The following is a 25514-nucleotide window of genomic DNA, read 5'->3' as shown; positions in this document are numbered from 1 at the left end:
TTCACTAGGCAACACACCTCTCTCTCAAAAGGAAGAACAATGACACCACATGTACAACCACTGTTTGAACCACCCGCAGCCCGCGAGCTGAGCGACCCCTCCACCATCGAGGGCATCGAGAAGCTCAGCTACGGCAAAGGCACCACGGACGTTCCCCTCCTGGAGGAAACCCTCGGTGCGAACCTCGCCCGCATGGTGTCTTTGTATCCAGACAATGAAGCGATCGTGGACCTGTACGGCGACATCCACATGACGTACACGGAGTTCTACCGCAAGGTGCAGCGCCTGGCCTCCGGTCTGTACGCCGAGGGCTACCGCCCCGGCGACCGCATCGGCATCTGGGCGCCCAACCGCTGGGAATGGACGATCGTGCAGTATGCCACCGCAGAAATCGGCTGCATTTTGGTGTGCATTAACCCCACCTACCGCATCAAAGAACTCAACTATGTGATGAATCAGGCGGGCATTAAGGCGCTGTTTTCCGCGGGCCGCTTCAAGGACTCGAACTACCGGGCCATGATCCACACCGCGGAACACCAGTTTGACCGCAATTACAAGGAGACCATCTTCTTCGGATCCGAGCGTTGGAATGAACTGTCTAACCACGCGATCTTGGATCTGAATCCCATCCGCGAGCAATTAAGCCCGCATGACCCGATCAATATTCAGTACACCTCCGGCACCACGGGAATGGCCAAGGGGGCCACCCTGTCCCACCGCAATATCCTGAACAACGGCTACTTCGTGGGTGAGGTTATCAACTACACGGATAAGGACCGCGTGGTCATTCCCGTGCCGTTTTTCCACTGCTTCGGAATGGTGATGGGAAACATCGCCGCGTTGTCTCACGGCGCGACTACCATCATCCCGGGGCCTGTGTTCACGCCACAGTCGGCGTTGGAAGCTGCGCATTTGGGGCAGGCGACCTCCCTGTACGGTGTGCCGACCATGTTTATCGCGGAGTTGCATGAATTGAGCTTGGCGTCGGGTAAATATGATTTATCCAACCTGCGCACCGGAATCATGGCTGGAACGTCCTGCCCCACAAAGACCATGCGCGAAGTGATGGACATTATGGGCATGACGGAAGTGTCCATTTGCTACGGCATGACCGAAACCAGCCCCGTGAACCACCAAACCACCCCGGACGACGCCGTGGAAAAGCGCGTGGAAACCGTGGGACGGCCGGGTCCTCATATCGAGGTGAAAATCGTCGACGCCAACGGCGATATCCTTCCCCGCGGCCAGCAGGGCGAAATCCTGGTCCGTGGATATTCGGTGATGAAGGGCTATTGGGACATGCCTGTGAAAACCGAGGAAGCCATTGATGACGACGGGTGGATGCATTCGGGCGACCTGGGCCTCATGGACGACGAGGGATACGTGCAGATCACCGGCCGCATTAAGGACATGGTGATCCGTGGTGGAGAGAACCTGTATCCGCGCGAGATTGAAGAGTTTTATTACTCGCACCCGGACATTTCCGACGTGCAGATTATCGGCGTGCCCGATGAAAAGTACGGCGAGGAATTGATGGCGTGGATCATCATGAACGACGGGGCAGAGCCCCTCACCGCGGAGGACCTGAAGAAGTTCGCCGACGGAAACCTGGCCCGCCACAAGATCCCTCGCTATGTGCATGTGGTGGATTCCTACCCCATGACCTTGTCAGGAAAGGTACGCAAGGTGGAAATGCGTGAAATGGCCATTGAGATTCTGGGAATGTACGACAAGAACGACAAGAACTAGAGCACACGAACAACGAGCGCTCCTAGATAAGGAGCGCTCGTTGTGTGTGCTGTTGTTGTACCGGTGTTGTGCGCCGTTTACGCCCGGAACTCCTTCAGCTTGCCCAGCACCGTTTCAGGCACTGCCTCAGCCGGGATGGTGGTGAGTGCCAGAGGAGCGTCCTGGGGAAGCGGCTGATCCGTCACCCACACGTCCGACTCAATGACCGGCAGGTGGACGTCGATCCCAGGGAAGTCCAGGGAGTCTCCACGCCGGTAGCCCATCACCCAGTCGTAGTGGGCGGCCACATTAATGACCGGCTGGTAGGCCTCCTCGGTGGTGCTGTGCTTGCGCTCGTCCATGATGATCCCGGAGATGCCCGTGGCGGCAAAGGAGCGCAGATTGTCGGACAGGTACATGGACACGCGCTCGGCGTCATCGTCGTCGAACTCGTTGCCGCCCCCGACAATCGCATCCGCCTCGTAGGCCAGCGCCTTCGGGCAGGACACCTGCAACAGAATGGGGCCGCCCACGATCGTGGTGAACGCGGAGACGATCGCGTCGAGCCGCGAGCGGAGCTCCTCGTTCGTGGCTGCCACACGCGCGGCGTAGCCGGGCCGGGATTTCTCGCCCATGGCCTCTTTCAGCTCATCTACGTTGTTCATCGACCACGTGCGCACGGCATTGAGCGGAAGGATAGTCACAGCGGAGTTCAGCAGCCGTTGTGCCTGTTGAGCGTGGTTGGCCAGCGCCGTGGGATCGTCATAGGGGATCGGCTTGCCCTGAAGGAGCACCTTCTGGGCATATGCCCACGAATCAATGATCACACCGGGCTGGGATGAACCCTGGCCCTGCAAAATCTGAGAGATGTCCGAACTCATAATTGTCTATCCTTGTCGTGTCTCGTGCGCTTCAATGCCGCTGCCGTCAACTGCTGCCGATCAATGCCGACCGACGCCGATGCCGGCGCGGTGTGCCGAAGCGCGATGGGGAAGAAAAGAGGGAAGGGAAGTGGGGGGACGCCCGTGCCGGACGCGGAGTCACCGGACGCGTGGTCGAGGGCTCATTGCCGACGAGCCCTCGCGCTATCCGTTACTGAGGCCAGCTACAGAGACCTGCAGCCTAGGCCGGATTTCCCGGATTCCTAGGCCTTGGTGTGCGTGACCTCCCCGTACTTCTCCTCCAATTCCTTGATCCGGTTTTCCAGCTTCTCGATCTTGAGAACGTGGCGGTTCGGAACGAAGATCAAAGGAATCTCGCCCAGCTTGCCCTTCACGCGCTTCGGTCCCTGGGCATCCCACACGGTGGCGGTGACGTCCTCCGTGTCGTCGCCCCAGCTGCCGAAGTACAGAAGATCCTCCGCCGGCTCTTCCGTGACGAACTGCTTCACGAATTCGTTGTACGGAGTGCCACGCTTCAAGCGCGCCTCGCGCTCCTTCTTCCGCAGCTCCTCGGTGCCGTCCTTGTCCACCACCAGGGTGTCCCGGTTCCACTCCACCTGGTAGATGTTCTTGGCCACCCAGTCGGAAATGCGGCCGAACTTGATGTCCTGCATCACCAGCTCAGGGTCGCGCTCCAGCACGTCTCCGTATCCGCCGCCGGCACCCTGGGCGATCATGTACAGCTCACCCTCCTGGGAGTGATCGAACTGAAGGCCCATGTGGTAGGTGGTGTATTTTCCACCCTCGAATGGCTGCTCGTTCATGACCCGCTTCATGGACAGGTCGAACTGTGACGGATCCTTCTTGACGATGTCGAAGATGTTGATGCCCTTCACCATCGCCAGCGGGTAGGTGGGGCAGCCGTAGCCGCCGAACAGGCCGGGCACGGAGGAGAACTTCGCGCCGGACGTCACTGTCATGAATCCCCAGCTTGGGGTGTTGCGGGCGGCTACAATCATCTCGTAGCCCATGCCGCCGCGGTACTTTCCGAAGGCCTGGTTGTCCTGCACCACACGCTTGGAGACCAGCTGGAGGAAAGGAACTTCCTCCTCCATCACTTCCTGCTCACCGGTATCCGCCATTGCACAGAACAGGGGTGCCACGGCATCCTCGCCGTCCTGGAAGGCCTTCGCGCCGCCGCCCATGCCGTTAAGGTCTGCACACAGGTTTCCGACCTGCTCGCCGTGCTGGGTTTCGCCACCCCACAGGAAGTCGTTGATCTGGTTGAACCACGGGGCGATGACGTTGGCGTACTTCTCCTCCACAGAGAACTGCAGCTTGGCGTAGGCCGCCTGCAAGCACGTGAATCCGCGGAAGGAGGCCTGCAGGTTCTGACCCGTCGGGGCGTCGTAGGAGCAGTCCGCCCAGGAGCCCTCGTCAGAGATGATCTCGATGGGGGATAGGGCGCCCGTCGACCGGGGAAGATCAGGCCACCAATAGGACAAAATAGCCTGAGCCATGAAGGCCTTCGTCGAAGAATAGGGCGAATTAATGGCCCTATTGAGGATTTCCGGACCGGTTCCTCGAAGGTCAACAATTAATCGCTCGCCCTTGACCGTAATGGTGCAGGCGAATTTAATCAGAATGTTTTCTTTCAGCGTGGAATCCACAAACTGATTAATGCGGACCGTGCCGTCGGGCATTTCTGCAATACGGCGCCGCACTTCCTGCTCTACATCCTCCACCGTCATGCGAATAGCCGCCACGAACGGCTCCACACCAAACTCTTCGATAGTGCGGTCCACGATGTCCATCACGCGGCGGACAGCGCCCATCTTCACCTTGATGTCGGCCAGCATCAGCTTCGGGTCGCGCGTAGAGTGCTGCAGGAAGGTCAGCAGATCACGGCGCAGGTGGCCGCGCTCCACAATCTTCATGGGGGAGCCGCGCAGGCCGTCGTCGAACGGCGTTTCGGAACCGGAGGGCATGCCGCCCGGCTCGCAGGCGCCGTTCTCACCCTCGTGGATGGTCGCGCCCACCCACGCGATGATCTCTCCCTCGCGCATGACGGGGACCAGCATGGATTGGTCGGTGTTGTGCACCATGCCGAAGCGGGCGTCGTTATGGAAGAAACCATCGCCGGGGTTGATGCCCACGGTGGGTTCGTCCTTCCAGTACTTCATGATGTAGCGGATGGGGTGGTGCAGCACGGCGGAGAAGGCGATCACGCCGCGGTTGGACATGTAGCACACGTCGCCGGCGGCGGTGTAGACCGCCACGGAGAGGTCCGCCCACTTCGCGCCGGGTGCGGCACCCATGGATTCGCACATTTCGAAGGCCTCGTCCAGGGATCCCGACAGGCGGCGGCGAATACGATCCGCCAACAGGGGGTCATGTTCCTGGGCAAGGATCCTCTCCTCGAGGTCACTGCGCTCGCTGATGGAGTGGTTACGCATGATTTCTGGGTCGGGGCCCAGGAACAGCGTGGTGTCATTCATGAAATCGTCAACCCACTGCTGCTCCTCAGGGGTGAGCTGACGTGCCATCTCTTCGTGGCTCATGTGGGAGTGACCCGCATGTCCCTTTGCTTTTTCCGGTGTGGTCATGGTGTGTTCCTTTCACGCGACGGTGGTTTAGGCATCTGCGCTTGCGTCAGATGGTTGGGCGTTGTGCTTTCCTCGGGGACGGGTGTCCCCCTTGAGCAGCCACACCGCTCCTTGAGGAGTAGGTTCTGTGCGCCACCCTGGTTCGATGAGGTAGGTGGTGCTTTCGGTGGTGATGATCGCCGGCCCTTCCACCACGTACTTTTCGTTGAGGGCGGTCTGGTCGTAGACCGGGGTCTCCAGCGGCTCGTCGTGGCCCACGAAGTGAACCTTGCGGCTGCTGACCTTCTCAGGCGTGGAGCGTTCGGCGTCGAAGAACAGGGATTCGAAGTTCACCACATCGCCGTTGATGTAGGAGGCCACGCGCACGGTCTGGACGCGCACGCCCGCTTCAGGGGCCTGGGTGCCTTCGCCGTAGCGGTCGCCATAGATGTCGGAGAACGTGCGGATGACCTTCAGCACGTCGCCCACGTTGTTCAGGCGGTTGATGTCGAAGGACACGGCGGTGGTGACCAGTTGGTTGCCGTAGCGCATGTCCATTTCCAGGCGGTGCTCCACCTTGGAGACGTCGTAGCCCTGGCGGATCAGGTCCTCCCGGCCGCGCTGCTCGAGCTCCTCCACGTACCCGTTGAAGCGCTCGTAGTCATCGAAGAGGTCCCGCGTGATGGGGTCGTAGAGCACGATGTAGGAGGAGCGCTCGTGGATGTGCAGCGGCTTCATGTTTCCTGCGCCTAGGGCGGAGAACACGGAGGAGAACGGTGGGAACAGGATGCGCTTAATGCCTGCCTTCTCGGCGATACCGCAGGCGTGCAGCGGTCCGTTGCCACCGTAGGCCAGCATGGTGTAGTCATCCACCACACCACCGTGGGAGCGTAGCTCCATCTCGATGCCGATGGCCATCTGCTCGTCCACGGTGCGCTTGACCACCTTCGCGGACTCGATGGGGTCCAGGTCCAGGTAGTCGCCGATGTGCTCTTCCATCGCGAACAGGGATCGCTTCGGGTTGAGCTTGATGAAGCCGTTGGCGTAGTTGTCCGGATCTAGGTACCCCAGCAGCAGGTCCGCATCGGTGACGGTGGGGCGAAGGCCACCACGGTCGTAGGCCGCAGGGCCCGGGTCCGATCCTGCAGACTCGGGCCCCACCTTCACCGCGTGGTGAACGCGGTCGTAGGAGGCGATGGAGCCACCGCCGGATCCCAGGGTGTTCAGGTGGATCATGGGCACGGACACCAGCCAGCGGCCGATGGTCGGCTGGAAGTCGTAGTGTTGGATTCCGCCTTCGGGGACCAGGCCGATGTCGAAGGAGGTACCACCCATGTCCATGGACACCACGTCGCCCAGGCCGGTGACTTCCGACAGGTGCTGCGCGCCACCCACACCGGCGATCGGGCCGGAGTGGATGGTTTGCAGAGCATCGGTGGAGTTCGGCTGCGCCATACCGCCGGAGTTGTGCACCACGAGCATGGGTTTTTCGTATCCGGAGGCTCGCAGGTTCTGGGACAGCTGGTTCAGGGCGTGGAACATGGTCTCGTGCAGGAAGCCATCAATGATGGTGGAGGAGGCACGCACGTACTCGCCCTTACGTCCCGAGACCTGGCTGGACAGCAGCACGGGGATGGAGCCCAGCTCGTGGGATGGGAAGTCCTCCAGGATGATTTCCAGGATCCGCTCTTCGTGCGTGGAGTTTTCCGTGGCGTTGGTCAGGGCAATGACCAGCGCTTCGGCGCCCTCGTCCACGAGCTCGCGTACTTGCTGGCGCACGTCGTCGTCCATCATCGGAACTAGGATTTCGCCCACGGAGTCTACGCGTTCCTTGATGGAGCGCACCAGGTTGCGCGGCACCAGGGGTTCGGGACGCTCGGCGTCGGCCATATCACCCTGCTTGAGTGGGTCCAGGCCAGCTCCGTAGCCCTTGGAGCGGGAGATGTGGATGGTGTCCTCAAATCCGTGGGTGACCAGCACGCCCACCTTGGGGCCCTTGCCTTCGATCAGGGCGTTGGTGCCCAGGGTGGTGGCGTAGCGGACGGAGTCCACGCCCTTGAGCACTTCTTCGCGGGACAGTCCGGCGCGGGTGCAGGCGTTGTCCAGTGCCGCGTTGAAGCCCAAGGCCAGGTTGTGGTGCGTGGTGAGTGCCTTGGATTCGATGTAGGTGTCATCCCATACGAAGAAGCAGTCGGTGAAGGTACCGCCGATGTCAACGGAGATTCTGCGCATCTTATTTCCCTTCCTGCTCAAAGCGGGCGCTCAAGTCAGCTTCCGCGTTTTCGCCAGGGCCGTAGTTCAGAACCTTCTCGGGATCCTTTCCGGAGTTGCCCCAGTGTTCCCGCAGCCAGTCCAGGTCGAAGACCATGTCAATGGCTGGTGGGTGCCCCGGTGGCAGGTACTCTGCCTCGATCTGGGTGGCGCACCCTGGGCAGTAGTATTCGAGGATGCGGCAGAATTTCGGGTCGGGGGAGAACGTGTATTCGTAGCGTTCCTTGTCCAGGATGGACGGGTGGATCTCCTCTGGGTTGCGGTCGTAGACCAGGGTGCCTTCTTTGTAGTTTCCTCGGGCGTCGGCAATGTCGTGGCCGCAGACGCGGCACATCCAGCGCTCGGTGTCGAGATCAATTAACAGGTATTCTGTCATTGGAACTCTCATGATGATCTCCTTCGTGTCTGAAGTCGTAAGGGGTTGAGATGTTTCATGGGTTCGGCAAAACCCACGATGCGTGTGTGTCCTGCTGGTCGTTAGGTCGTCACATCTTCGAGTAGCAGGTCACCGGCATCGGAAACTGTGAACGTCCATCCTTCGGGGACGCGTGCGGTGAAGAATGGCCCTTCGATGATGGCTGGCCCGTGCGCGTGGGCTTGGGCTTGTTGGGCATCGAGGTCGTACACGGGGACGTCGTCGCGCTGTTCCGGTGCGCTGAGGATGGACCGATGGGACGACGCCTGGGCGTCCGGCCCGTCGGACCTGAAATCTCCCTCAAGCACTGGGTGTTCCAGCACATAGGTGGCGGTGAGCTCCAGGAGCACACGGGAGGCACCCTCGGTGCCGGAGAGGCCGGCCTCCTGGTTTTCCGTGGTGGTGCCGTCTGCGTTGTCGGTGATGGTGCGCCAGTCCAACTCGCAGTCGGCCAGGGAGTATCCCTCTTGGAACATTGCTCGCGCCGCCAGCTCCAGCAATTCTTCCCGGGCGGAGTCCAGGGAGTCCTGAGACTGTCCCGTGACGTCCACGCGGACGGTCTGGGACACGTCGGAGAAGCTGATGCCGTAGGCAGAGAAGATCGCGGCCAGGCGCGGGATCAGGACCTTCTTCACACCCGCGATGCGTGCGGCCAGGCATGCGCTCATGGGGCCACCGCCGCCGAATGCGGCGAGTGCGGTGGAGTCCTTGTCCTTGATGTGAGGGGTGAAGGCGCTCGCCACGGCCTGGGCGTAGGCCTTTTCCATCTCCAGCAGGGCTTCGTCCAGGCTGATTCCCAGGGGCTCTGCCACGGTGGCGGTGATGACGGCTTTAGAGCGCTCGGGGTCCAGGTTCAGTTCACCGTTGAGGTAGGTGCTGGGGTCCAGGATGCCGAGCAGCAGGTTCACGTCCGTGATGGTGGCCTTTTCACCACCGAATCCGAAGCAGGCTGGTCCAGGGGCAGCGCCAACGGACTCCGGGCCTACCGTGATCTTTCCGTCCTTGACCTCGATGATGGAGCTTCCGCCTACGCCGGCGGAGCGGACGTCGGACAGGGAGTAGGAGGACTCGATGCCTTCCACGCGTCCGTACCGGTCCGTTTTGATCTGGAGATCTTCGATGGATCCGACGTCGGTGGTGGTGCCGCCGACGTCGATCATGAGCACGTGCTGGAGTCCGTATTGCTCGGCGAGTGCGCGGGTGCCTTCCAGGCCTCCGCGAGGTCCGGAGGAGTAGGTGCGCAGCGCCACGGACTTTGCCACGCGGGAGGAGGCGCCGTCGTTGCGGTAGATCAGCAGTGGGTTCTTGACCTTGTGTGCGCGCAGGCGGTGCTCGGAAGAGTACAGGAAGCGCTCCACGGTGGGGTGCAAGAAGCTGTTGAGGACGGCGGACCAGATGCGGCGCACGTGGTTGCGGTCGTCGGCAAACTCCCAGGAGAACAGCACGGGCACGGATCCCAGCAGGTGGCGTGGGAAGCGCTTCAGCAGGATTTTCATGTAGGAGCGCTCGGTGGCCGGGTCATTCGCGGCGATGATGAGGCGTTCGGCGCCGGCGGTGGTGAGCGTGTTGACTGCGTTGAGCAGTTCCAGCTCGTCCTGGCCGGAGTCCTTGGTGAGCACCACCGTGCGTTCGCCCACCAGGTCCTTGAAGAGGCCGGTGGATTGCTCGTCGTAGCTCAGCTGTTCGATGAGTGCCTCGTCTTCGACGATCAGGCCCAGTCCTGGGCCCTTTCGTTCGACGAGTGCGTTGGTTCCCTGAGTGGAGGAGTATCGAATGATGCGAGTGGAGTTCAGAAGAGCTGGCAGGTCGGGTTCATCGAAAACCTCACCGGATGCCTTGGTGATGCCCTTGAAGAAGCATTCCGAGAGATCGGTTGGGGTGGTGAGGGTTTTCGTGAAGGCGATGCCGTCTTTCGTGACCACGCAGATGTCGGTCAGAGTACCGCCATTGTCGATGTTAATGAGATTGTCCATCTGCATTCTCCTTCCCCCGCAGTGGCTGCATAATTGCTATTATCATGGTCGAATCTCCTAACTAGGGAGGTCAATTACTGAGGCGATGTAAAATGTGAAGCACTATTGGTGATCTCAATCACATCACGGGAAGTGAATCTAATGCATGATGGTCATTTTGTAAACGAAATTACTACACAACATGTGCTAACTGATCTTAATGGTTATTGTTTGCATTAGTAAATTGTTGCACTACCTGCAACTTTGGGTTGTGGCGGGTGGTTTACGTGGGGGTAGTTTTGAGTACCTATGTAGAGATTAATATAAGAAAGTGTAATTATTTAAAGGTAAACCCTCTACTTGTGGGCTCTTTTGTATATATTTATCTCGATAGGTTGAGCTGTGTGGGGTGGGCTGCCGGGGGTGATTAAAGGGCTTTCCTTGTTGCTGAGATGCGGATTCTCGCGAACTGCTTCCGATGTATGAGTGGGGCGCTATGATTTCTGTAGCCAAAATACATATGGCTGTCGTTGACTGCGCATGCGCACTGCTGTGCACAGTGCCAAGCACGCTGCCTCGCGCACTGCTGTGCGGCTGGCTGCTTGTACCGCTGCGTCAACCGAACCACATCACCTTCAACGGGAGGAGCTTATCCCCACCATGAGCACACTAATGAGCGCGAAGGATGCCATCGCCGACATACCTCACGGTGCCACGCTGGCAGTGGGCGGATTCGGAATCTGCGGTATTCCGAATGTCCTGCTCACAGAACTGGCGGCCGCTGGGACGTCGGAACTCGAAGCAGTGTCCAACAACGCCGGTCTGGATGATCGCGGGCTGGGATTGCTTCTCGGCAATGGTCAGCTCCGGCGCATCATCGCCAGCTACGTCGGGGAAAACAAGGAGTTCGCCCGCCAATACCTGGAAGGGGAGCTGGAAGTAGAGCTGACTCCTCAGGGAACACTTGCCGAACGCTTGCGCGCCGGGGGCTCGGGCATCGGCGCATTCTTCACCCGCACGGGCGTGGGCACCGTGGTGGCAGATGGCGGCATGCCGTGGAAGTACACGAAGGACGGGGCCGTGGAGATCAGCTCTCCTCCGAAGGAAACTCGGGAGATCCGCGGCGAGACCTATGTGCTGGAGCATGCGATCGAGGCTGACTTCGCTCTGGTTAGGGCTGCAGTCGCCGATGAAGCCGGCAACCTGCGCTTCCACGAGACCGCCCGGAACTTCAACCCACTGGCGGCGATGAGCGGCCGGGTGTGCATCGTCGAAGCTGAAAAGGTCGTGCCCGTGGGGGAGCTGGCCCCAGACGATATTCATCTGCCGAGTGTGTACGTGCACCGCCTCGTCGAACTCACACCGGAGCAGGCCGCAGACAAGAAGATCGAGAAGGAGACCGTACGATGACGCAGAACAACAGCACCGCCGCACACAACAGTACAGCCACTAACACCGTGGGATGGGATCGTCAAGCCATGGCGGCCCGCGCAGCCCTGGAACTTCGCGACGGTCAGTACGTGAACCTCGGCATCGGCCTGCCCACCCTGGTGCCGAACTACGTCCCGGAGGGAGTGAACGTCACCCTCCAATCCGAAAATGGACTGCTGGGCATCGGCCCCTACCCGGAGCGAGGCCACGCGGACCCGGACCTGATTAACGCAGGCAAGGAGACCGTCACCACCCTTCCCGGCTCCAGCTTCTTTGACTCCGCCTTGAGCTTCGGGATGATCCGCGCCGGCAAGATTGACGTGGCGATTCTGGGCGCGATGGAGGTCAACGCCCAGGGAGACATCGCCAACTGGATGATTCCCGGAAAGATGGTGAAGGGAATGGGTGGCGCGATGGACCTTGTGGTAGGCGCGCGCCGCGTGGTGGTGCTGATGGAACACTGCAATAAGCACGGGGAGTCGAAGATCCTCTCCGAGATTCAGCTGCCACTAACGGGCACCGGCGTGGTCAACCGAATCATCACCGATCTGTGCGTCTTTGATGTGGAGGACGATGGCCTGGCACTGGTCGAGCTGGCGCCGGGCGTGACGGAGGAGCTTGTTCGCTCCAAAACTCAAGCCCCGTACCGCGTCGCCCTCTAAGGCACCGTGGGCAACCACAATCCGTGCAGATCCACAGTCATGAAAAACTGTGATAGACACTAAAGAGAGCACACCCCTTATAAATCCATGTGCAGAAAGGTTTTAGTTACATATGAGTGAAGTATCGAAGGCTCAAGGACCACAGGACGTTGTTGTCGTTGGCGCGGCACGTACCGCCCAAGGCCGCATGCTGGGTGGCTTGTCCTCCCTGTCTGCCGTGGACCTGGGTTCGGAGGCCATCAAGGGCGTGCTGGACCGCTCCGGCATCTCCGCAGACAGCATTGATTACGTGCTGATGGGTCAGGTTGTTCAGGCTGGCTCCGGCCAGAACCCCGCCAAGCAGGCTGCCGTGAAGGCCGGCGTGTCCATCAATGTTCCTGCTGTGACGATCAACAAGGTCTGCCTGTCGGGACTCGACGCCGTCGTGTCCGCCTCCCGGCTCATCCGCCTCGGCGATGCCCAGGTAGTCATCGCTGGCGGCCAGGAGTCCATGTCCAACGCACCGTTCGTAGCGCCGGGTGTTCGCGCCGGACACAAGTACGGCGCGATGGAGCTGCTGGACGCCCTGGAGCGCGACGGATTGTCCGACCCGAACGAGGGCACCTCCATGGGTAAGGAAACCGACGAGCACGCACAGGAGGCCGGCCTGACCCGCGAGGAGCAGGACAACATTGCCGCACTGTCCCACCAGCGTGCAGAAGCTGCCGTGGCAGAGGGCAAGTTCGCTGCAGAGATCCTGCCGATCGAGATCCAGGGCCGCAAGGGAAGCACCGTGGTGGACACGGACGAGGGCATCCGCCCGGGAACCACCGCGGAGTCTTTGGCGAAGCTGCGTCCGGCCTTCATCAAGGACGGCACCATCACCGCCGCATCCTCGTCCCCTATCTCCGATGGTGCGTCCGCACTGATCCTCACCACCCGTGAAAACGCTGAGGCGCAGGGCTGGACCGTACTCGCCACGCTGGGCGAGTACGGCCAGACCGCAGGACCAACCACCTCGCTGCTGTCCCAGCCATCGCAAGCTATCTCCGCGGCGCTGGACAAGGCTGGCTGGTCGGCGTCGGATTTGGATTTCGTGGAGATCAACGAGGCATTCGGCGCGGTGGTGGCGCAGTCCCTGAAGGATCTGGATTACCCGCTGGAGAAGACCAACATCCACGGCGGTGCGATTGCGCTGGGCCACCCGATTGGTTGCTCCGGTGCGCGTCTGGTGGTGCACGCGGTGCACGAGCTGGCGTCCCGCGGCGAGGGCAAGGCTGCTGTGTCGCTGTGTGGTGGCGGTGGACAGGGCGACGCTCTGCTGCTGTTCCGCTAAGCGGAAGCCAGTGCTGATCAGAACACAGCGCTGAAAACCAGCCCTTATGGGGGACGCCATGGTGCGTCCCCCTTTGTGTGTGAGGGCTAGGGCTTAGACTCATGAGCATATCCACACCATCCACCCCTATCTTCAGGTGAGAGGAAGAACAATCATGAGTGAAGCCCGCCAGACCCTCTTGAATGCCTACTTCGGCGAATACGGCGGCCAGTACGTCCCGGAGGTGCTGCTGCCGGTGCTGGATCAGCTGGAGCAGGCCTACGTGGACGCGCTGAACGATCCCACCTTTGCCGAGGAGCTGGATGCACTGCGTAAGGAATACTTGGGCCGTCCCACGCCTATTACGGAGTGCTCCAACCTTCCGCTGGAGGGCCGCGGCCGTGGGAAGGCGCGCATCTTTTTGAAGCGCGAGGACCTGTGCCACGGTGGCGCACATAAGGGAAACCAGGTGCTGGCGCAGGCGCTGATGGCGAAGCGTTTGGGCAAGACTCGTCTCATCGCGGAGACGGGCGCGGGCCAGCATGGCACGGCTACGGCGATGGTGGCATCTCTGATGGGCATGGACTGCACGATCTACATGGGTGCCAAGGATGTGGCGCGTCAGCAGCCGAATGTGTTCCGGATGCGCCTGATGGGGGCCACGGTGGTGCCGGTGACGAATGAGCATGGCGACGCGATGGCGGATGCGATCGACGTGGCGCTGGGTGACTGGGTGGAGAACGTGGACAACACGCACTATGTGCTGGGCTCGGCGTGTGGCCCGCACCCGTTCCCCACGTTGGTGCACGAGTTCCAGGCGGTCATTTCCCGCGAGTCGCGTCCGCAGATGCAGCAGATCATCGGTGGTGTTCCGGATGCGGTCGTGGCGTGTGCGGGAGGGGGATCGAATGCGATTGGTGCGTTTTCTGCATATTTGGAAAACGACGACGCCAGCGTGCGTCTCATCGGCGTAGAACCTGCCGGTGAAGGCTTGGACACGGACAAGCATGGCGCCCCGCTCAATAGGGGAGTGGTGGGTATCCTGCACGGTTCCCGCTCTTACGCTCTGCTGAAGGACGAGGAGATCATGCACTCCCATTCGGTGTCCGCTGGGTTGGATTATCCGGGGATTGGACCGGAGCACTCTCATTTGAAGGACACGGGCCGTGCGGAGTACCCGGCGGTGACGGATGCTGAAGCGTTGCAGGCGTTCCGGATCCTGTCTCGGTATGAGGGCATCATTCCGGCGCTGGAGTCTGCGCACGCGGTGGCGTATGCGCTGAAGCTGGCGGAGGAGTGTGAGAAGACGGGCGAGGAGATGAACATTCTGGTGAACTTGTCCGGCCGTGGGGATAAGGATGTGGATTATGTGCGCCGGATTATTGGAGACTTGGCGTCGAAGGATCCCTATGAGCACCCGGTGGTCTCGCCGGATGTTTCTGGGGTGTTGGAGCAGATGACGGCGGAGTCGAATGAGAGGGAGGGGGTGTAGCCTGCATTTAGCCCTGCGGGTTTAGCCCGCGACATCTACCCCAGTAGGAAGAAGATTGCACACAGGGTGGGGACGGACACGATGGTGGAGACCACGGCGGTGTCCCTGGCCAGGATCGTTCCTACCTGGTAGCGCTGGGCGTAGGTAAAGACGTTCTGGCCGGTGGGAAGTCCAGCGATGACCGCGAGGATCAGGAGCGTGTGCTGGTCCATGCCGAAGAGGAAGTGCCCCAGGGCCACGGCCAGTGCAGGGTGGATGACGGTCTTAATGGCCGTGGCGGCCAGGACGCTGCGGCGGGGGCTCACACCCTTTTCCATTACGCCCGTGCCGGCCAGAGACATGCCGAACCCGATGAGGGCCACGCCCACGGTTGCCCGGGCCAGTGTGTCGAGGGGCTCGGTGATGAGGAAGGGAAGCTGAATATCGTAGCGAGAGTGCAGCAGGCTTAGGGTCACGCCGATGACTGCGCCGATGATCATGGGGTTGCGCACTATTGCGCCAAGGACGTTACGGAGACGTTCGGCCCCACGGATGCGGGTGCTGCCGGATGGTTGTGTGGCGATGTCCAGGGCGAGCGTGGCCACGGGGGCGTAAAGGCCCACCTGGAACAGGATGATGGGAAGCGTTGCGGTGGGGTTGCCCAGGATATGCGCGGCCAGGGGGATGCCCAGGTGGGTGCTGTTGTTGTAGGAGCTCGCCAGCATGGCGATAAGGGAGTCGCTGGTGCCGCGCTTCGCGAGGAATCGGGATCCCAGGAAGCCCAGTAGTCCTGCCCCGCAGCCGGAGAGGATGGCGATGGCAAGCCCGGAGCCGAAGAGCAGTTCCAGGTCCGCATCCATCATGAACATGATGAGCATGGGCGGAAGGGCGATCCAGTACACGAACATGTTCAGGGTGTACACCGCGTTCGGACCCAGCAACTGTTTGCGCCCAACACAATAGCCCAATGCGATGATCACGATAACAACGGCAAATCCTGAGATCACATTGGGCATAATGCGCTAAGTATAGCGCGTGGGGGTTGTGCGAAGACTACTTGCGCACCACCTGGGTGTGAGCCCACTGATCAGTGAAGGACTGGCCGGCCGTGGACTTGCTGATGGTCACTGCAATAACGATATAGATCGCAAAGACCAGCCAGGTTCCCACGAGGGGGATCCAGCCAATCACCATAGCTCCCAGGATCCAGGAGTTACGGATGGCGGAGGACCGCAGGGATGGGTTGGTTCCAGAGGCCTGGTCTTGAACACGAGTGCTTGTCGCCATGCGGCCCAGCGAGCCGCCCCACTGGTGCTCCATGAACACACGGTAGGCGAACCAGATGAGGGTGGAGAGAATGCCGGCGATGTAAAAGGGGGTGAGAGACAGCTCCGGGATTTGCTGCTGGATGCCCGTGCGATCTTCGATCTCTTGAGCAAGCGCCAACTTGTCCATCCAGTCCATGAATGGCTTAAGGCCGATGGCTGCAAAGCAGATAGCCATGATGACCATGCTGATCAGGCCATCAACAAGTTGGCTGAGGAAACGGATGCCTAGGCCGGCGTATTGAGGGGCCATGGCTGGATCTTCATTGCCTTGGGGGAAGGCACCGAAGGAACCGTAGGAGGAGTACTGCCCACCATCAGGGGACTGTGCTCCGTCTTGGTTTTGTGCCCCATTCGGGTACTGCGGGGAGGAGTCGGAAAAATCTCCGTAGGGATTGGATGGCGTGGAGCCATTCGGGGTGGTCATAAGTTATATTTTTCTATGTTGAGGTGAGCCTTTACTTATTTGTATCATCTCTCACACTATTTTGCATACAAAAAACCCACCTTCTTTAGACAAAAGAAGGTGGGTTTTCCGTGTCTGTTAAACGTCTACCGGGGAGATGCCCGGTATGAAGGCCTCGAGCCTATCAGCGGCTGTGGAATGGCAGCAGAGCCATCTCACGTGCGTTCTTGATTGCGGTAGCAACCTCACGCTGCTGCTTTGGGGTGAGACCGGTGACGCGGCGGGAACGGATCTTGCCGCGGTCGGAGATGAACTTACGCAGCAGAGCGTAGTTCTTGTAGTCAACCGTCTCAATGCCTTCGGCCTTGAGAGGGTTCTTCTTGGGGCGACGGGACTGCTCGATCCGCGCCTTCTTGATGTTGGTGCGCTTCATTGTGTGAGCCTCCCTTTACCAGCTGGACTTGCGGACGCCCGGCAGCTCACCACGGTGAGCCATCTGACGGACGCGAACGCGGGATAGACCGAACTTACGCAGGTAACCGCGTGGGCGGCCATCGGCAGCGTCACGGTTACGAACGCGGACTGGGGAAGCGTTGCGAGGCTGACGGTTCAGCTCCCACTGTGCCTCCATGCGGTCCTCGTCGGAGGTGTTCGGGTTCTTGATGATCTTCTTGAGCTCAGCGCGACGCTCCGCGTAACGGGCGACAATTTCCTTGCGCTGCTCGTTCTTAGCGATCATGGACTTCTTAGCCATAAATTATCGCTCCTCGCGGAATTCGACGTGCTTGCGGGCAATCGGATCGTACTTCTTCAGGGTCATACGGTCCGGGTTATTGCGCTTGTTCTTACGGGTGACGTAGGTGTAACCGGTGCCAGCCGTAGACTTCAGCTTGATAATTGGGCGAATATCGTTACGTGCCATTTTTTAGATCTTCTCCCCACGGGCTCGGATCTTGGCAACGACGGATTCGATGCCATCACGGTCGATGGTCTTCAGGCCCTTCGTGGACACGTTCAAGGTGATCGTGCGTCCCTCGGAAGGCAGGTAGAACGAACGACGCTGGATATTAGGGTTCCAGCGACGGCTCGTGCGGCGGTGCGAGTGAGACACAGTCTTGCCAAAACCTGGCTTGCGTCCCGTGACCTGGCAATATGCCGACATGGGTTTTCTCCTTCTGCCCTGCACGCGTAATACATACTCACGCCAGCGAGTGTTTCGTAGACGGGTAGACAGTCCGCTAGAAAACATGCTCGACCTGCGTGTGTGCCTGGCAATGACGTTTACTAGACAACAGCAGAGGACAACACTACCTTAGGAGCCCACCAAAGTCCTAATTGCGGCGCATTTTTTGCGTCGTTCGTTCGTGGAACTCCGCCAGAACCGTTGAGCGCCACTCCTGGAAGGATTTCCTAAACGCCCCCGGATCCGCTAGAATATCCCGCTTGTACATGTTTTCACCCCAACTCGGGCACGACCTTGGACTGCGGCGGGGCTCTCGCACAGTACCTGGCATACAGCACCTGGTACGCAGTGCAGTACCTCTGACACACGTTCCAAGGACCGACCCGTTGACAAACCTTTAGGGAATAACAATGAAGAAGGATATCCACCCGGATTACCACTACGTCGTCTTCAAGGACGCCAGCACTGGTCACCAGTTCCTGACCCGTTCTACCGCTACCTCTGACCGCACTGTTGAGTGGGAAGACGGCAAGGAGTACCCACTGATCGTGGTGGACGTCACCAGCGAGTCCCACCCATTCTGGACCGGCGCTCAGCGTGTGATGGACACCGCAGGTCGCGTGGAGAAGTTCCAGCGTCGTTACGGAAACCTGGCGCGTCGTAAGCGCTAATCAACTCTTAAAACCCCAACACCGCACTCTTAGAGGAGGCAAGAAGCCATGGCAGTTCCAAAGCGTCGCATGTCCCGTGCGAACACCCACTCCCGTCGTTCCCAGTGGAAGTCCGACAACGTTGCTCTGCAGAATGTAAAGATCAACGGCCAGGACGTTCAGATCCCACGTCGTCTGGTGAAGGCCGCACAGCTCGGCCTTGTTGAGCTGGATTAATTTCCTGTCCGTCGCGGCTCGGTTGCGACACAGCGTACGAGGGAGATGCCCCTGTGAGGGTGTCTCCCTTTTTTATTGTCCGAAAGGCAGGCACAATAGCCCTTATGAAAATACTTGTTGTTGATGACGATCAGGCGGTACGCGACTCTCTTCGCCGGTCGCTCAGCTTTAATGGTTATGACGTGGTGCTGGCCACGGATGGTGAAGAGGCTCTGGCCATGATCGAGGAAGAGCATCCTGACCTCGCCATCTTGGATGTGATGATGCCGAAGCTGGATGGGCTTCAGGTCTGCCGCGAGCTGCGTAGTGATGGTGATGATCTCCCTATTTTATTGTTGACTGCCCGCGACGCCGTGTCCGAACGCGTGGCCGGCCTGGACGCCGGAGCTGACGATTATCTTCCTAAACCGTTTGCGTTAGAGGAACTGCTTGCGCGTACCCGTTCATTAATCCGACGCTCTTCTCGTGTCCATGAGGCGGTCAAAACTCGAGGGCCTTTGGAGTTCGCCGATTTGGTGTTGAACCCGGAGACCCGCGATGTTCGTCGTGGCGGCCGCTCGATTAGCCTCACTCGCACGGAGTTCGCTTTGTTGGAGCTGCTGTTGCTGCATCCCAATAAGGTGATGTCCCGTACAACCATTTTGGAAGAGGTGTGGGGCTACGATTTCCCTACCTCCGGCAACGCGCTGGAGGTGTACATCGGTTACCTGCGTCGTAAGACGGAACGGGATGGCGAGCCACGCCTGATCCATACTGTCCGTGGCGTGGGTTATGTCCTGCGGGAAACGCCGTGATTCTGCGTAGGCTGTCCGACTCCCCGGATGATAGAGGCGTTTTCAGCGAGGATGACCGCCCCTCGCTGTTCCAAGGCATGTCCTTGCGCGGACGATTGACGGCGTTGACCGCAATCGTGGTGATCGCGTCCATCGCAATCATCACGGTGGCTGCCTACACCAGCGTGAGTACCGTGATGTACCAGAGCCAGGATCGCAGTCTGCAAACGCAGGCGCACGCGCTGGCGGAGGACGATTCGCCCGGTAGTCTGGTTCGCCGCGCGGAGGACACCGCTGGCGTTTTCACCCCCAGCTTTGACGAGGAAGTCAATAACTTCAAGGTGATGGTGGTTCCGGGCACCGTCACCGCTTCAGGCATTGAGCCGTCCACATTTTACGATCTTGTGGGTCCAGGGGCCATTTCCGTGCTCCAGGGCGACAAGCCATTTTCCTTCGAGGACTTCGAGGGTGAGCGGATGTACACCCTGCGTCAGGGGACCGGCACGGTGATCGTGGTGTCCCAGCCCACCTCGATGGTGAAGGACCCGCTGGATTCCTTGGCTCTGGTGCTGGTGTTGCTGGCGATCACGGGTGCCGTGGGCGCCATCATCACCGGCGTGGTGGTGGCCTCCGCGGGCGTTCAGCCGATCAACCGCTTGCGGCGAGCCGTGGACCGCGTGACAGAGACCGGTGAGCTGCGGGAGATTCCCGTGCACACCCACGACGAGCTGGGCGCGCTGACCGTGTCCTATAACCGCATGATGAATGCGTTGCAATCTGCGGAAAGCAAGCAGAAAAACCTTGTTGCCGATGCCTCGCATGAGCTCAAAACACCGCTGACTTCCTTGCGGACCAACATGGAATTGCTCATGCAATTGTCGAAACCGGGCGCTCCAAAGCTGGACGAAGAAGAAGTTCGCTCTCTGGAAAAAGATGTGATCGGCCAGATTAATGAAATGAGCTCCCTCATTGGCGATCTGGTGGACCTGGCCCGCGAAGATAGCGGAAGCGCCGAGCATTCCTCAATGGAGGAAGTCGAACTCGACGAGATTTTCTTCTCCGTGTTGGAACGCATTCAACGCCGCCGTCCGGACGTGGAATTCCATATGCATTTGTTGCCGTGGTGCATGACGGGAGATCACTTTTCCTTAAGCCGCGCGTTCACCAATTTGATGGATAACGCCGCAAAATGGAGCCCACACGATGGCGTGGTGCGGGTGTGGATGGAAGAAGTGCCGCAACCACTCGAGGCTACCGCTAAGGATCAAGACTGCGCCCGAACACTGGAAATCCGCATCGCGGACTCGGGTCCTGGCATTGCCGAGGCAGATCGCATCCACGTCTTTGACCGCTTCTACCGCTCCATCGAAGCGCGCTCCCAACCCGGTTCCGGCCTGGGCCTGGCCATCGTGAAGCAAGTCATCGATAAGCACGGGGGAATGATTATCGCTGACGAGTCGGATGACGGCGGCGCCCTGATGCGCGTATTGTTGCCAGCGCACCCCTGTGACTCCCGCGAGGACCCGGATGCTCCGGGGGGGGGGGTAAATGGTCCAAGCTGTCAATCTACCGTTATGAGGATTGAGAAAGCTCACAGGAAATTTCAAAGAAGTAAAGAATGACCTGCCAGCACCGAATGTGGGCTCCTCCCAGGTTCGGGGCGCATCCTAGTGAACGTTCAAAAGATTAGTACACACACGAAGGCTGTGAATTATGGATAATCAACCGTCTTTCAATCCAGAATCAGGACAAGAATCCTCCGGGGGTCCGATGAAAGGGGCACCCGATTTTTCCATGGGCAGCACTCAGCGAGCCAACGCACAGACCCAGAGCATGAACCTGGGTGCCGAGCCTGGCTATCCTCAAGGCCAGCAAGCCCAAGCTGCCGGCCAGCACGGCCAGCCGGCCGCCCCGCACATCCAGCCTTCACAGGCGGCCACCAAGGAACCCAAGCGCTGGTCCACCGGTGCCTTGGCGGCGATGCTGTTGGCAGGCGCGGTGTTGGCGTCGGGAACAACGGCGGTCGTGCTGAAGGAAACGGGGAACACCAGCAGTTTCTCCAGCAGCAACACCAGCCTGAACCGCACGGAAAACGCAAGCCACACCACCCCGCGTGAGGTGGCAGACGGCACGGTCGAGGCCGTGGCGCAGAAGGTGCTGCCGTCGGTGGTGTCCATTCGCGTGGCCACGCCGCGGTCGGAGGGGGAGGGCTCCGGCTCGATCATCAGCAACGACGGCCTCATCATGACCAACAACCACGTGGTGGACGGGGCGGAGCGGGGTCGCTCCAAGATCGAGGTGCTCACCAACGACGGCCGCACCCTCCCGGCGACGGTGGTGGCGACGGACCCGGCGTCGGACATTGCGGTGATTAAGGCAGACGGCGCCAACGATCTGCAGCCCATCGCCATCGGCAACTCCGATGACGTGCAGGTGGGGCAGGCGGTCGTGGCCGTGGGCTCGCCGCTGGGCTTAAGCGCCACGGTGACCAGCGGTATCGTCTCCGCGAAGAATCGCCCCGTGCAGGCCGCGGGTGAGCGCGGCGGCGAGGGTTCCCTGATCGATGCCATTCAGACGGATGCCGCCATCAACCCGGGTAACTCCGGTGGCGCGCTGGTCAACATGAATGGCGAGCTGGTGGGCATCCCGTCGGTCATCGCCAGCCTTGGCTCCGGATCCAGCGATACCGCAGGCTCGATCGGCCTGGGCTTTGCGATTCCGTCGAACCAGGCGCAGAAGATTTCCCGGCAGCTCATCGACGAGGGCAAGGTGACGAAGCCGGTCATCGGTGCCCAGGTCAATACCGTGAGCGACATGGCGGGCGCGGAGATCGCCCAGGTGATGAGCGGCAGCCCGGCCGAGAAGGCCGGCGTGAAAGACGGCGACGTGGTCACCAAGGTCAACGACCGGATTGTGGAAAGTGGTGTGGGCCTGATTGCCGCGATCCGTTCCTACAACGTGGGCGACACGGTGACGCTCACGCTGCGCCCGAAGGGCGGCGGGGACGAGCGGACCGTGGAGGTGACCCTGGCCGCGGAGTAACCCCACGCGGGATCCCACCGGGAATCCCACTTTTTTGGCTATAAACTATGCGCGGGACACGTTACGGTGTGATCATAGGTAGAGATACCAACACACCGTCCACCTTCTGTGAAGAAAGAGATTTGAAGCACAGTGCCACATAGAAATAAGGGCAGGTCAGAACTCCAAAGCCTGGAAGACATGGAGAACCTGCGGGCGAACCTGCAGGAGAGCCACGTCGACGACATTCCGGAGCCGGACGATAGTCTGTTTCATACGCTCGACGCCCAGCAGCGCACCCGCTCCGATAATCAGCGGATGTTGCTGCATGCGATGGTCGTGATCGTTACCGACAAACAAACTGACGAAACCGGTGCGGGGGAACTGGTTGCGGAGTTGCTGGCTGAAGATGATTTTCGTGTCGACGCCGTCGTGACGGTTCCCTCCCGCAAACCGGCGATCCGCCAGGCGATCCAAACGGCCGTGGTTGGCGGAACGGACCTGGTGGTGACGGTCGGTGGAACCGGGCATGGGCCCCGCGATAAAACCCCGGAAGCTACCCGTGCGGAGCTGGATCGGAAGATCCCGGGAATCAGTGAAGCGCTGCGTTCCTCCGGCCTGGCGGCGAACTCCCTGGAGGCAGGGCTGTCCCGCGGAGTGTCCGGGGTGGCAGGCTCCACGGTGGTGGTGAACATCGCCAGTACCCGTTCCGCGATCCGTGATGGCATGGCGGCCTTGGGGCCGTTGGTGCGTCACGTGGTGGCGGACATGAATCGGTCCTCCTGATGACGGGAGGCTCACGCGGCGCTGCGGGCGACAGGGCGGAGGGGGACCGGAGCCGGGGTGACGCAGCGCAGGGGGACCGGCCGAGGACCAGGCGCCGGCGCTTCGGGGTCCTAGGCAAGCAGCATGCTTCTGAGCCCACCGGATATGCGAAAAGCCCCCGCACCGAGGGCGGGGGCTTTGATGCTGAGTTTTGGGAGGAGCAGCGGCCTCCCCACTGGGGAGGATCCACTCGCACTTAGATGGAGTGCTTGCCGCCCTGCTCGCCAGCCTTAGGCTGGTCGTCGTCCAGTGGACGGAAACCGTCGGTCTCCAGGCCCTGCTGGGCACGCAGCAGGTCGCGGATCTCCACCAGCAACTCAACTTCGCTGGCCTCGGAAACCTCTTCAGCGTCGATGCCCTTGCGGCGAGCTGCCAGCTCGGTGGCCTTGTTCATCGGCAGGATCAGCACGAAGTAGATCACAGCGGCGGTGATCAGGAAGGTGATCGTGGCGGTGATGATGGAGCCCAAGTTGATGAAGGTGGCGTCGTTACCTGGGCGCAGGTGGAAGCCAAGACCGATGGATTCTGGGCCACCCACAGCGGCCAGCAGTGGGTCGATGATGCCTTCGGTGAAGGAGGTGACAACTGCACCGAATGCGGATGCCATGACCACGGCAACGCCGAGCTCGATCACGTTGCCGCGTAGGATGAAGTCCTTGAATCCCTTAAGCATGGAAAAATAGTCCCTTTCAGGAGAGTAAATAAAAAGAAAAATGTGGTGCTTTTCACATTTCGAACACGCTGTGTTCGGTGATGACGGTATTCACAGTGAGGTCGTGCGAGGCATGAGGGACATGCGTATGGAATTCCCACTGATCAACAATTCCTAATCTTGTTACATTCAGGTTGCCTTGTGCAAGTTGACGATCGTAGAAACCTCCACCCTGGCCAAGCCTGTGCCCTGCGGAATCTAGCCCAATAGCTGGGATGATGGCCACGTCAACTACCTCTGGGAGGGGTTGAGAAATTTTTTCATCAGTGGGCTCCATTAATCCCCAGGAACTGCGTTCCAAATCCCCGGTGTAGGGCACCCATTCCAGATTTTTCTGGGCCACACGGGGCAAAATCACGCGAAATCCCGCCGCGCGGAGGACGTCAGGCAGCCAGCGGCCACCGGGCTCGGAGTCCATGGGGACGAAGGCGGTGACCGTCAGGGGAGCGTCTGAACGTCCTGCGTTGGCGCTGTCCGTCTGCGTCTCTCGCTTCGTCTCTGCCTGGTGTCGCCGCAGGTAGTCAACCAGATGTGCCTGGATCATCTGGTCGCGCGCTGCGCGCTGCTCGGGGCTGACGCTCTCGCGGCGGGCTCGGGTGGAGGCGCGCAGGTCGCGCTTGGCCTGTGAGATGTCCGTGGGGTTGTCCATGACGGCCATTGTAGGTGCCGGCCGACCGCACCTACTGCCTAAGCCCTATGCCTGACCCTGCAGTAGCACACTGTGTGAAAAACCCCAGCGAGCCAGCGTGTGCGCGGCCACTGAACCCTTCTTCAAAGGTATTATCGATAAACATGAGTGATTCTGTGCGCTTAAAAACCGTTGTTGTTCCTGCGGCCGGCTTGGGAACCCGTTTCCTGCCTGCCACGAAGACGGTGCCGAAGGAGCTCCTGCCAGTGGTGGGAACCCCGGGAATCGAGCTGATCGCCCGGGAGGCTGCGGAGGCTGGTGCACAGCGTCTGGCGGTGATTACCGCCCCGAAGAAGGCCGGCGTGATGGGGCACTTCGACCAAGACCAGCAGCTGGAGGAGACCCTGGAGGCCCGCGGGAAGCTGGACCTGCTGGAGAAGGTGCAGGCCGTCAACGGTCTGATTCACCCACAAGCCGTGGTTCAGGACAAGCCGCTGGGTCTGGGCCACGCGATCAGCCTGGCCGAAGAGGCTCTGGACGAGGATGAGGACTGCTTTGCCGTCATGCTCCCAGATGACTTGGTTCTGCCGTTCGGCGTGATGGACAAGATGCTGGCCATCCGCGAGGAGTTCGGCGGCTCCGTGCTGTGCGCTTTCGAGGTGCCGCAGGAGGATGTCTCCAATTACGGCGTGTTTGACATTGACGAGGTCGACGGCGGCCGCGAGGACGTGAAATGCGTTCGTGGCATGGTGGAGAAGCCGGCCGTGGAGGATGCTCCGTCCAATTTTGTTGCGACGGGTCGTTACTTGTTGGATCGTCAGGTATTCGACGCCCTGCGTCGTACCAAACCAGGCAAGGGGGGCGAAATCCAGATTACGGATGCGATTGAGTTGATGATTACCGAGGGGCATCCGGTGCATATTCTGGTTCACCATGGAAAGCGCCATGATCTGGGTAACCCGGGCGGTTATATTCGCGCGTGTGTTGATTTCGCGTTGGATGATCCTACCTACGGGCCATCGTTGGATAAGTGGCTGCGTAACCTCTTGGATTCTAGGAAGTAG

25 protein-coding genes are annotated in these 25514 nt (G+C 60.3%); 12 read left to right on the top strand and 13 right to left on the bottom strand.

All coding sequences use genetic code 11. The features are described 5' to 3' along the window. Nucleotides 1–39 precede the first annotated feature (39 nt). Nucleotides 40–1749 (top strand): AMP-binding protein, encoded by a 1710-nt coding sequence (locus IAU67_RS07115; protein WP_151841990.1) that lies wholly within the window; start codon nucleotides 40–42, stop codon nucleotides 1747–1749. A 77-nt stretch (nucleotides 1750–1826) separates the two neighbouring features. Here IAU67_RS07115 and IAU67_RS07110 read toward each other — a convergent pair whose 3' ends face one another. The 5 genes from IAU67_RS07110 to IAU67_RS07090 form a co-directional block, all read right to left on the bottom strand. Continuing rightward, entirely contained in the window at nucleotides 1827–2609 is a 783-nt protein-coding gene (locus IAU67_RS07110; RefSeq protein ID WP_151841989.1) for a hypothetical protein, read from the bottom strand. Between the two features lie 263 nt (nucleotides 2610–2872). Next, nucleotides 2873–5170, bottom strand: a complete 2298-nt coding sequence (locus IAU67_RS07105) for a hydantoinase B/oxoprolinase family protein (RefSeq protein WP_151842426.1) — start codon at nucleotides 5168–5170, stop codon at nucleotides 2873–2875. 72 nt (nucleotides 5171–5242) lie between these two features. Continuing rightward, nucleotides 5243–7426: a hydantoinase/oxoprolinase family protein gene (locus IAU67_RS07100; protein WP_151841988.1), complete on the bottom strand. Its 2184-nt coding sequence runs from the start codon at nucleotides 7424–7426 to the stop codon at nucleotides 5243–5245. A 1-nt stretch (nucleotide 7427) separates the two neighbouring features. Continuing rightward, a complete protein-coding gene (locus IAU67_RS07095; RefSeq protein ID WP_151841987.1) occupies nucleotides 7428–7853 on the bottom strand; it encodes an acetone carboxylase subunit gamma in 426 nt (141 codons plus the stop codon). Between the two features lie 89 nt (nucleotides 7854–7942). Beyond that, on the bottom strand, nucleotides 7943–9853 hold the full coding sequence (locus IAU67_RS07090) for a hydantoinase/oxoprolinase family protein (protein WP_151841986.1): 1911 nt from the start codon (nucleotides 9851–9853) through the stop codon (nucleotides 7943–7945). A gap of 639 nt (nucleotides 9854–10492) precedes the next feature. Here IAU67_RS07090 and IAU67_RS07085 point away from each other — a divergent pair. The 4 genes from IAU67_RS07085 to trpB all read left to right on the top strand — a co-directional run bounded on the left by IAU67_RS07085 (nucleotide 10493) and on the right by trpB (nucleotide 14711). Beyond that, nucleotides 10493–11242 (top strand): CoA transferase subunit A, encoded by a 750-nt coding sequence (locus IAU67_RS07085; RefSeq protein ID WP_151841985.1) that lies wholly within the window; start codon nucleotides 10493–10495, stop codon nucleotides 11240–11242. Further along, nucleotides 11239–11925, top strand: a complete 687-nt coding sequence (locus IAU67_RS07080; RefSeq protein ID WP_187767880.1) for a CoA transferase subunit B — start codon at nucleotides 11239–11241, stop codon at nucleotides 11923–11925. The genes IAU67_RS07085 and IAU67_RS07080 overlap by 4 nt, the downstream gene beginning before the upstream one ends. A gap of 112 nt (nucleotides 11926–12037) precedes the next feature. Then, the gene (locus IAU67_RS07075) at nucleotides 12038–13240 is read left to right on the top strand and encodes an acetyl-CoA C-acetyltransferase (protein WP_151841984.1); all 1203 of its coding nucleotides are present in this window, start codon (nucleotides 12038–12040) and stop codon (nucleotides 13238–13240) included. 154 nt (nucleotides 13241–13394) lie between these two features. Then, complete coding sequence (trpB, locus tag IAU67_RS07070; protein ID WP_151841983.1) at nucleotides 13395–14711, top strand: tryptophan synthase subunit beta; 1317 nt, start codon at nucleotides 13395–13397, stop codon at nucleotides 14709–14711. A 35-nt stretch (nucleotides 14712–14746) separates the two neighbouring features. Here the strand turns inward: trpB and IAU67_RS07065 are convergent, their stop codons facing one another. The 6 genes from IAU67_RS07065 to rpmB all read right to left on the bottom strand — a co-directional run bounded on the left by IAU67_RS07065 (nucleotide 14747) and on the right by rpmB (nucleotide 17583). Next, a complete protein-coding gene (locus tag IAU67_RS07065; RefSeq protein ID WP_151841982.1) occupies nucleotides 14747–15706 on the bottom strand; it encodes an AEC family transporter in 960 nt (319 codons plus the stop codon). A 37-nt stretch (nucleotides 15707–15743) separates the two neighbouring features. Then, nucleotides 15744–16442: an RDD family protein gene (locus IAU67_RS07060; RefSeq protein WP_151841981.1), complete on the bottom strand. Its 699-nt coding sequence runs from the start codon at nucleotides 16440–16442 to the stop codon at nucleotides 15744–15746. 163 nt (nucleotides 16443–16605) lie between these two features. Further along, nucleotides 16606–16854: a 30S ribosomal protein S18 gene (gene rpsR / locus IAU67_RS07055; RefSeq protein ID WP_151841980.1), complete on the bottom strand. Its 249-nt coding sequence runs from the start codon at nucleotides 16852–16854 to the stop codon at nucleotides 16606–16608. Nucleotides 16855–16869: 15 nt separating this feature from the next. Continuing rightward, nucleotides 16870–17175, bottom strand: a complete 306-nt coding sequence (gene rpsN, locus IAU67_RS07050) for a 30S ribosomal protein S14 (RefSeq protein ID WP_035113257.1) — start codon at nucleotides 17173–17175, stop codon at nucleotides 16870–16872. Nucleotides 17176–17178: 3 nt separating this feature from the next. After that, on the bottom strand, nucleotides 17179–17343 hold the full coding sequence (rpmG, locus tag IAU67_RS07045; RefSeq protein WP_027013145.1) for a 50S ribosomal protein L33: 165 nt from the start codon (nucleotides 17341–17343) through the stop codon (nucleotides 17179–17181). A 3-nt stretch (nucleotides 17344–17346) separates the two neighbouring features. Further along, nucleotides 17347–17583 carry a 50S ribosomal protein L28 gene (gene rpmB, locus IAU67_RS07040; protein WP_151841979.1) on the bottom strand — a complete coding sequence of 79 codons (237 nt, stop codon included), beginning with the start codon at nucleotides 17581–17583 and terminating at the stop codon, nucleotides 17347–17349. 431 nt (nucleotides 17584–18014) lie between these two features. Here rpmB and IAU67_RS07035 point away from each other — a divergent pair, with 431 nt between their 5' ends. From IAU67_RS07035 to IAU67_RS07010, 6 genes are all read left to right on the top strand, one after another. Beyond that, nucleotides 18015–18275, top strand: a complete 261-nt coding sequence (locus tag IAU67_RS07035) for a type B 50S ribosomal protein L31 (protein ID WP_151841978.1) — start codon at nucleotides 18015–18017, stop codon at nucleotides 18273–18275. A gap of 48 nt (nucleotides 18276–18323) precedes the next feature. After that, nucleotides 18324–18491 (top strand): 50S ribosomal protein L32, encoded by a 168-nt coding sequence (gene rpmF, locus IAU67_RS07030; RefSeq protein ID WP_151841977.1) that lies wholly within the window; start codon nucleotides 18324–18326, stop codon nucleotides 18489–18491. A gap of 104 nt (nucleotides 18492–18595) precedes the next feature. Further along, nucleotides 18596–19285 (top strand): response regulator transcription factor, encoded by a 690-nt coding sequence (locus IAU67_RS07025; RefSeq protein ID WP_151841976.1) that lies wholly within the window; start codon nucleotides 18596–18598, stop codon nucleotides 19283–19285. Beyond that, nucleotides 19282–20886 carry a HAMP domain-containing sensor histidine kinase gene (locus IAU67_RS07020; protein WP_151841975.1) on the top strand — a complete coding sequence of 535 codons (1605 nt, stop codon included), beginning with the start codon at nucleotides 19282–19284 and terminating at the stop codon, nucleotides 20884–20886. The genes IAU67_RS07025 and IAU67_RS07020 overlap by 4 nt, the downstream gene beginning before the upstream one ends. A 172-nt stretch (nucleotides 20887–21058) precedes the next feature. Beyond that, nucleotides 21059–22306 carry a S1C family serine protease gene (locus IAU67_RS07015; protein WP_225723475.1) on the top strand — a complete coding sequence of 416 codons (1248 nt, stop codon included), beginning with the start codon at nucleotides 21059–21061 and terminating at the stop codon, nucleotides 22304–22306. 180 nt (nucleotides 22307–22486) lie between these two features. Next, nucleotides 22487–23071: a MogA/MoaB family molybdenum cofactor biosynthesis protein gene (locus IAU67_RS07010; RefSeq protein WP_151841974.1), complete on the top strand. Its 585-nt coding sequence runs from the start codon at nucleotides 22487–22489 to the stop codon at nucleotides 23069–23071. A gap of 235 nt (nucleotides 23072–23306) precedes the next feature. Here the strand turns inward: IAU67_RS07010 and mscL are convergent, their stop codons facing one another. Next, nucleotides 23307–23783 carry a large conductance mechanosensitive channel protein MscL gene (gene mscL, locus IAU67_RS07005; RefSeq protein ID WP_151841973.1) on the bottom strand — a complete coding sequence of 159 codons (477 nt, stop codon included), beginning with the start codon at nucleotides 23781–23783 and terminating at the stop codon, nucleotides 23307–23309. A gap of 52 nt (nucleotides 23784–23835) precedes the next feature. Beyond that, nucleotides 23836–24471: a 5-formyltetrahydrofolate cyclo-ligase gene (locus IAU67_RS07000; protein WP_187767879.1), complete on the bottom strand. Its 636-nt coding sequence runs from the start codon at nucleotides 24469–24471 to the stop codon at nucleotides 23836–23838. Nucleotides 24472–24614: 143 nt separating this feature from the next. On the opposite strand from IAU67_RS07000, the gene IAU67_RS06995 reads away from it, so the two are divergent. After that, nucleotides 24615–25514: a UTP--glucose-1-phosphate uridylyltransferase gene (locus IAU67_RS06995; RefSeq protein ID WP_187767878.1), complete on the top strand. Its 900-nt coding sequence runs from the start codon at nucleotides 24615–24617 to the stop codon at nucleotides 25512–25514.

Origin of the sequence: Corynebacterium zhongnanshanii (assembly GCF_014490575.1) — a bacterium.
Classification (GTDB): Bacteria; Actinomycetota; Actinomycetes; order Mycobacteriales; family Mycobacteriaceae; genus Corynebacterium; species Corynebacterium zhongnanshanii.
Note: the sequence above shows the minus strand (reverse complement) of the source record. Positions and strands in the feature narration are given on the sequence as shown.

What these genes read in the sequence shown, in the direction of transcription:
- IAU67_RS07115 (WP_151841990.1), top strand. Translation starts at nt 40, where the DNA reads ATGACACCACATGTACAACCACTGTTTGAACCACCCGCAGCCCGCGAG.
- IAU67_RS07110 (WP_151841989.1), bottom strand. Translation starts at nt 2,609, where the DNA reads ATGAGTTCGGACATCTCTCAGATTTTGCAGGGCCAGGGTTCATCCCAG.
- IAU67_RS07105 (WP_151842426.1), bottom strand. Translation starts at nt 5,170, where the DNA reads ATGAGCCACGAAGAGATGGCACGTCAGCTCACCCCTGAGGAGCAGCAG.
- IAU67_RS07100 (WP_151841988.1), bottom strand. Translation starts at nt 7,426, where the DNA reads ATGCGCAGAATCTCCGTTGACATCGGCGGTACCTTCACCGACTGCTTC.
- IAU67_RS07095 (WP_151841987.1), bottom strand. Translation starts at nt 7,853, where the DNA reads ATGAGAGTTCCAATGACAGAATACCTGTTAATTGATCTCGACACCGAG.
- IAU67_RS07090 (WP_151841986.1), bottom strand. Translation starts at nt 9,853, where the DNA reads ATGGACAATCTCATTAACATCGACAATGGCGGTACTCTGACCGACATC.
- IAU67_RS07085 (WP_151841985.1), top strand. Translation starts at nt 10,493, where the DNA reads ATGAGCACACTAATGAGCGCGAAGGATGCCATCGCCGACATACCTCAC.
- IAU67_RS07080 (WP_187767880.1), top strand. Translation starts at nt 11,239, where the DNA reads ATGACGCAGAACAACAGCACCGCCGCACACAACAGTACAGCCACTAAC.
- IAU67_RS07075 (WP_151841984.1), top strand. Translation starts at nt 12,038, where the DNA reads ATGAGTGAAGTATCGAAGGCTCAAGGACCACAGGACGTTGTTGTCGTT.
- trpB (WP_151841983.1), top strand. Translation starts at nt 13,395, where the DNA reads ATGAGTGAAGCCCGCCAGACCCTCTTGAATGCCTACTTCGGCGAATAC.
- IAU67_RS07065 (WP_151841982.1), bottom strand. Translation starts at nt 15,706, where the DNA reads ATGCCCAATGTGATCTCAGGATTTGCCGTTGTTATCGTGATCATCGCA.
- IAU67_RS07060 (WP_151841981.1), bottom strand. Translation starts at nt 16,442, where the DNA reads ATGACCACCCCGAATGGCTCCACGCCATCCAATCCCTACGGAGATTTT.
- rpsR (WP_151841980.1), bottom strand. Translation starts at nt 16,854, where the DNA reads ATGAAGCGCACCAACATCAAGAAGGCGCGGATCGAGCAGTCCCGTCGC.
- rpsN (WP_035113257.1), bottom strand. Translation starts at nt 17,175, where the DNA reads ATGGCTAAGAAGTCCATGATCGCTAAGAACGAGCAGCGCAAGGAAATT.
- rpmG (WP_027013145.1), bottom strand. Translation starts at nt 17,343, where the DNA reads ATGGCACGTAACGATATTCGCCCAATTATCAAGCTGAAGTCTACGGCT.
- rpmB (WP_151841979.1), bottom strand. Translation starts at nt 17,583, where the DNA reads ATGTCGGCATATTGCCAGGTCACGGGACGCAAGCCAGGTTTTGGCAAG.
- IAU67_RS07035 (WP_151841978.1), top strand. Translation starts at nt 18,015, where the DNA reads ATGAAGAAGGATATCCACCCGGATTACCACTACGTCGTCTTCAAGGAC.
- rpmF (WP_151841977.1), top strand. Translation starts at nt 18,324, where the DNA reads ATGGCAGTTCCAAAGCGTCGCATGTCCCGTGCGAACACCCACTCCCGT.
- IAU67_RS07025 (WP_151841976.1), top strand. Translation starts at nt 18,596, where the DNA reads ATGAAAATACTTGTTGTTGATGACGATCAGGCGGTACGCGACTCTCTT.
- IAU67_RS07015 (WP_225723475.1), top strand. Translation starts at nt 21,059, where the DNA reads ATGGGCAGCACTCAGCGAGCCAACGCACAGACCCAGAGCATGAACCTG.
- IAU67_RS07010 (WP_151841974.1), top strand. Translation starts at nt 22,487, where the DNA reads ATGGAGAACCTGCGGGCGAACCTGCAGGAGAGCCACGTCGACGACATT.
- mscL (WP_151841973.1), bottom strand. Translation starts at nt 23,783, where the DNA reads ATGCTTAAGGGATTCAAGGACTTCATCCTACGCGGCAACGTGATCGAG.
- IAU67_RS07000 (WP_187767879.1), bottom strand. Translation starts at nt 24,471, where the DNA reads ATGGACAACCCCACGGACATCTCACAGGCCAAGCGCGACCTGCGCGCC.
- IAU67_RS06995 (WP_187767878.1), top strand. Translation starts at nt 24,615, where the DNA reads ATGAGTGATTCTGTGCGCTTAAAAACCGTTGTTGTTCCTGCGGCCGGC.